Source organism: Actinomyces sp. MRS3W (assembly GCF_032465695.1).
Lineage (GTDB): Bacteria > Actinomycetota > Actinomycetes > Actinomycetales > Actinomycetaceae > Actinomyces.
The window spans coordinates 1-5,757 of sequence record NZ_JAWDJJ010000196.1 but is presented as its reverse complement, the minus strand read 5'-3'; the positions used below and the strand labels follow the sequence as shown (position 1 = coordinate 5,757).

General features: G+C 68.7%; 5 protein-coding genes. 2 read left to right on the top strand and 3 right to left on the bottom strand.

Going from position 1 to position 5,757, the window contains the following annotated elements; translation table 11 throughout:
• Positions 1 to 134: 134 nt before the first annotated feature.
• Together RWX45_RS07315 and trhA are read right to left on the bottom strand one after the other, a co-directional pair.
• Complete coding sequence (locus RWX45_RS07315; protein ID WP_316023076.1) at positions 135 to 629, bottom strand: transcription elongation factor GreA; 495 nt, start codon at positions 627 to 629, stop codon at positions 135 to 137.
• A 236-nt stretch (positions 630 to 865) separates the two neighbouring features.
• Positions 866 to 1,567 (bottom strand): PAQR family membrane homeostasis protein TrhA, encoded by a 702-nt coding sequence (gene trhA, locus RWX45_RS07310; RefSeq protein WP_316023075.1) that lies wholly within the window; start codon positions 1,565 to 1,567, stop codon positions 866 to 868.
• Between the two features lie 180 nt (positions 1,568 to 1,747).
• On the opposite strand from trhA, the gene RWX45_RS07305 reads away from it, so the two are divergent.
• Both RWX45_RS07305 and RWX45_RS07300 read left to right on the top strand, forming a co-directional pair.
• On the top strand, positions 1,748 to 2,608 hold the full coding sequence (locus RWX45_RS07305; RefSeq protein ID WP_316023074.1) for an undecaprenyl diphosphate synthase family protein: 861 nt from the start codon (positions 1,748 to 1,750) through the stop codon (positions 2,606 to 2,608).
• 258 nt (positions 2,609 to 2,866) lie between these two features.
• Positions 2,867 to 4,201, top strand: coding sequence for a PhoH family protein (locus RWX45_RS07300; RefSeq protein WP_316023073.1), 1,335 nt, complete (start codon positions 2,867 to 2,869; stop codon positions 4,199 to 4,201).
• Positions 4,202 to 4,736: 535 nt separating this feature from the next.
• Here the strand turns inward: RWX45_RS07300 and RWX45_RS07295 are convergent.
• Entirely contained in the window at positions 4,737 to 5,693 is a 957-nt protein-coding gene (locus RWX45_RS07295; protein WP_316023072.1) for a carbohydrate kinase, read from the bottom strand.
• Between the last annotated feature and the right edge of the window lie 64 nt (positions 5,694 to 5,757).

The window sequence follows — 5,757 nt, the reverse complement described above, 5'->3', positions numbered from 1 at the left end:
CTACTGGGCGGGGCCGGGTGAGTTAAGAGCGATCCATGGGGTGTACGCCGGGGGCGTATGCGCGTGTGCCGTGGAATAAGGGACGCCCCGCTCCGCCACTGCGGACGGAACGGGGCGCAAGCTCGGCTACCGGCTCAGAGGGCTTTAACGTCAAGGATCTCGGCGGAGATTTCCTTGCCGGTCGGGGCGGAGTAGGAGACGGTCTCGCCGGCCCGGTGGCCCATGAGGGCGCGGCCGAGCGGAGCATCGGGGGAAAAGACCTTGACGCCGTCGGGGACGTCCTCGGTGATCTCCTGCCCCCCCAGGGCGAAGGTCTGCTCGCGGCCGGCGACCTTGGCGGTGACGATCGTGCCCAGTGCGACCGAGCCATCGAAGGCGGCAGCGCCAACCTGAGCATGCTCCAGCATTTCGGTGAGTGTGGCGATGCGGGCCTCGTTGAGGGAGGCCTCCTCGCGGGCTGCGTGGTAGCCGGCGTTCTCGCGCAGGTCCCCCTCCTGGCGGGCGGCCTCGACGCGTTGCGCGATGGCCTTGCGCTCGGTGTTCTTGCGGTGCTCGAGCTCCTCGGTGAGTCGGTCGTACGCCTCCTGGGTGAGCCAGGTGCCCTGCTGCTCAGTGGTCTCGTCGGCCATGGTTCCTCCTTGCGAACGGGCGGTAGAAATAGTCTGGGGTCTTTCGGATATAAAGAAGCAGTCTAGACGCTCACTGCGCCGAGCACCGCTGAGGCGGGTGTGGCCTGGGCGTCAGTCTGAGTGCCGCGCCGTTGCTCTGGGCGGTCTACGTCGAGGGCGGCACGGTCGGGTCTGAACTCGGTCCAGAACATGCGCCGAGGCGAGCTTCCCTTGGAGTCGGCCCGCCTCTGGGCCCGTTAGCGTCCCAGAACGGCCAGGTAGCAGGCGACGCAGTGACAGGCCCACGCGGCCACGGTGCAGACGTGGAAGATCTCGTGGAAGCCGAACCAGCGGGGGAAGGGGTCGGGGCGCTTACGTGCGTAGATGATCCCGCCCAGCGTGTAGACGACGCCGCCTGCAATGAGCAGCCAGACAATCGCTGCCCCGCCGGTTACCCAGAACTTCGGGAGGAACCATATGGCTACCCAGCCGAGCACGATGTAGAGCAGGGTCGCGAACCAGCGCGGCGCCGTCGGCCACAGCAGGGTGGTGAGGATGCCGGCCGCCGCGCCTCCCCACACGATTCCCAGCACCAGGCGCGCGGTGCCGGCGTCGAGCAGGGCAACCGACAGCGGGGTGTAGGTTCCGGCGATGAGCAGATAGATGTTGGCGTGGTCGAAGCGCTGCAAAATGGTGGACACTGCCCGCGGGAAGTGGCCATTGGAGATGTGGTAGACGCCCGAGTTGGCGAATAGCAGCAGAGAACAGACCAGATAGGCGGCGCAGGCCCACTTCAGATCGGCCCCCGGGGCGAGCGCCGTGAGCACGATGCACGCCGCCAGCGCCAGCGGTGCTGTGCCGGCGTGGATCCACCCGCGCAGTCGCGGTTTGACGGCGCGGGCGAGGTCGTTGGCGGCGCTGATTGCGGCCGCGCCGCGCGACTGAATGGTAGTGCGCATCGACGGATCTCCTCACGTGGTGGCTCGACAATAACCTACGCTACCGTAGGTTACGTTGCCGTAGGTTCGGTGAAAAGGTGGGGTACGGCTCAGCCACGCGATATCGTCGGCTCTGGGCGCGCCCGCCGACCCTGGTGCGGCGTCGTCGCGGCGGACCAACGCGCACAGGAAAGAAGACTCATGGCGGGCGACAACCTCCTTTACAACCTGTATGAGCGTCGCCTGGCCGCTCAGGTCAAGCCTGAGCGCGTGCCCGAGCACGTGGGCGTCATCCTGGATGGCAACCGGCGTTGGGCCCGGGCCATGGGTATCGGTACGGCCCAGGGGCACAAGCGCGGCGCCGACAAGATCGAGGAGTTCCTCGGCTGGGCCGAGGACGCTGGCGTTCGCGTGGTCACCCTGTGGCTGCTGAGCACCGACAACCTCTCCCGCGACCCCGCGGAGCTCTCCCCCCTGCTCGACATCATTGCCCACGCCGTCGACGAGCTGGCCGCCGCCGGGCGCTGGCGGCTGCGCCTGGTGGGCGCCGTGGACCTGCTGCCGCAGCCGGTCGCCGCGCGACTGCGGGCCGCCGTCGCCTCCACCTCCGTGACCGCCGACGACGACGCTCCCGCGGCGGGTCCAGCCTCCGACCGGGCCGCCCATGCTGACGCCCCTGGCCGTACCAACGCCACTACGGGGTCGGCCGCGGATCCGCGCATGCAGGTCAACGTCGCCGTCGGCTATGGCGGGAGGCAGGAGATCGCCGACGCCGTCCGCTCGCTGCTGCGCGAACGCGCCGAGGCGGGCGCCAGCCTGGAGGAGGTCGCCGCCTCCCTGTCCGAAGAGGACATCACCGCCCACCTGTACACCAAGGGACAGCCCGACCCGGAGCTCGTCATTCGCACCTCCGGGGAGCAGCGCTTGTCCGGCTTCCTCCTGTGGCAGTCGGTGCACTCCGAGTACTACTTCTGCGAGGTGTACTGGCCGGCCTTCCGCCGCATTGACTTCCTGCGGGCGCTGCGCGACTACGGACGCCGGGAACGCCGTCTGGGCAAATGAGCGTCGGCCGCCCCGCAGCCACTTGGGCCGATTGTGGTGTGGGGCAAAGTGCCGGTTTCGGCGCTGCGCGTCGACGGCGCCTCCGGCCTGGCTGGAGGGGCGGTGCCTGAGGGACCCGGGTGTGCGACGGGCGAGGCGACGAATCGTCGGGCTCATGCAACCGCGATGCTGCGGCCTTGGCGAGTATGGTGAGTAGCACCACATGCGGGCGGCGTCCGGGTGTCCGGCGCAGCCCGCCGATCACCGCCGGAGACAGCCATGCGAACTTACGTTCTTGACACCTCGGTCCTCCTGTCCGACCCCCGCGCCGTGCTGCGCTTCGACGAACACGCCGTCGTGCTGCCGGTCGTCGTCGTCACCGAGCTGGAGGGAAAGCGGCATCATCCCGAACTCGGCTATTTCGCCCGCTCCGCGCTGCGGCTGCTCGATGCGCTGCGGGAACAGCACGGCCGACTCGACCGCCCGATCCCCGTGGGCGACCGGGGCGGCACGCTGCGCGTGGAGCTCAATGGCGCCGACGATCATGTGCTGCCCGCCGCCATGCGACTGGGCGACAATGACTCCCGCATCCTGTCGGTGGCCGTCACGCTGGCCCGCAGGAGCCGGGGGAGCGAAGCCGGCGGCAGCGACGTCGTGGTCGTCTCCAAGGACCTGCCCATGCGCATCAAGGCGGCGTCGGTGGGGTTGGCTGCGGAGGAGTACCGGGCACAACTCGCCAGCGAGGACATCTACTCCGGCATGACGTCGATAACCATCACCGAGGAGGAGATCTCGCGGCTGTGGGACGACGGCGCCCTCGAACTGGCGGGCCTGCAGGACGTCGACGCCGCCGATGAGCTTGCCGCCCAGCCCATTCACACCGGCGTTGTGGTTAATTCGCCGCGCGGGTCGGCACTGGCCACCGTGGTGGAGGGAACGCTGCATCTGGTCGACCCCTCACGCGAAGTATTCGGGGTGCGCGGGCGCAGCGCCGAACAGCGCATCGCCATTGATCACCTGCTCAACCCCGAGATCGGCATCGTCTCCCTGGGCGGGCGCGCCGGCACGGGCAAATCGGCGCTGGCCCTCAGCGCTGGCCTCGATGCCGTGGTCAACCGCCAGGAGCATCGTAAGGTCATGGTGTTCCGGCCCCTGTACGCGGTGGGTGGGCAGACGCTCGGCTACCTGCCCGGCGACACCGCGGAGAAGATGTCCCCCTGGGGGGAGGCGGTGTTCGACACGCTCAGCTCCGTCGTGCCGACGGACCGTATTGAACGGATTGTTGCGGCGGGCCAGCTTGAGGTGCTTCCGCTCACGCATGTGCGCGGGCGTTCCCTGCACGACGCCTTCGTCATTGTGGATGAAGCGCAGTCGCTGGAGCGCAATGTGCTGCTCACCGTCCTGTCCCGGATCGGCCAGAACTCCAAGGTGGTGCTCACCCACGACGTTGCGCAGCGTGACAACCTGCGGGTCGGGCGCTGGGACGGTGTGGCCAGCGTGGTGGAGTCCCTCAAGGATCGGGATCTGTTCGCTCACGTGGACCTGGTGCGCACCGAGCGCAGTGAGATCGCCGAACTGGTCACCCGCATGCTCGACGACGTGCCCCTCTACTAACCCGCCGAGACCGGCACTTGTAACGCACCGAAACCGGCACTAATGACGTGCCCAGGGGCTGGTGCGGCCTCGTGGCAGGGGTGTGGTTCGGGCGGCGTGGTGAGGTTTCGAGGGGCTGCGGCCGTGGTGAGGGTGGAGTCCCTATTGCGGGTGGCCAGTGGCGTGCGGGCGGGTGGGTGATGGTTAAGCCCGACGACGACGCGCGCGGGCTTGGTGCCATGCGCACGATTTTGTGTCATGTGCACGAGTTACCGTCACGAACACGAGTTTTAGAGATATGCAGGTGCTGAGACCGTGCAGAACTCTAAAACTTGTGTCTTTGAGGCAAACACGTGTTCATGACGCCAGCGGCGGCCCCTGCGAGTGGTGTCGAAGACGCCCCGGATGCCCTGGCCGCCCCTGACCCGACCACCACCGGGGGAAGTCCTGGGTGGTTAGCTGGACCTCAGCAACTTCGCTCGGTCTCGGCACGTTACAAGTGCCGGTTTCGGCATGTTATTAGTGCCGGTTTCGGTGAGAGGGGTGCGGGGCGACGCTAGGCGGTGGGCGCGTCCAGCTCGGCGCGGGTTGGCGGGTTGGCGCCAGCCCGCGAGACCGTGATGTCGGCGATGGCGGAGGCGTGCCGCAGGACGCGCTCCAGCGCGGCGGCGTCAATATTGCGCAGCGCGTCGCGGCGCTCGGCACCGACAAGGCCCTCGGACCAGATACCGTCCTCAAGCCCGCCCATAAAGGAGTCGCCCGCGCCCACGGTGTCGGAGACGACCACCGTGGGGTCCGCCGGCACCTCCGTGCGCAGGCCCGAGGCGGTCAGCGCCAGCGAGCCCTGCTTGCCGCGGGTGACCACGACGATGGCGGCACCGAGCTCCAGCCAGTGGCGTAGTACCTCCTCAACGTCGGCGTCTTCGCCGTAGAGCCAGGCAATGTCTTCGTCAGAGCACTTGACCAGGTCCGCCAGGGCGATCAGCCGCTCGACCTGCTCACGGGCCTGTTCGGGGGAGCCCATGAGCTGGGGGCGGGCGTTGGGGTCGTAGCAGATCGTCGAGGTGCCCCGGTAGTCGGACAGCACCTGCTCAACCGTGCTGGCACCGGGGGCGAGGATCGCGGCAATGGAACCGGTGTGCACCAGCAGCGGTGCCTCCGTACCCTCCTTGCGCTGCGGATACGGCGGGTTCCAGTCCAGATCGAAGACGTAGGTGGCGGCCCGGTTCGCGCCGATCGTGGCCTGTGCGGTGGAAGTGCGCGCGGCGCCGTCGGAGCCCGGCGTGAGCCGGACGCCTGCGGCCTCCAGGTGTTCGCGCACGGCCAGGCCGCGCGGGTCGGTTCCGATCCAGCAGTCCAGCTCGGTGTCGCGGCCGAGGCGGCTGAGCCCCAGAGCGACGTTCGCGGGCGAACCGCCGGGGATATCGCGGGCGGGCTGGCCGGGGTGGACGACGACGTCGACGAGCGCCTCGCCGATAACGAGGGCGGTGCCCGTGGGGCCGGGTGCGGTCATGATGGAGCTCCTCATGGATGGTCGGGCGGCGGTCGGAGAGGGGACGGGCTGGGCGGTTAAGAAG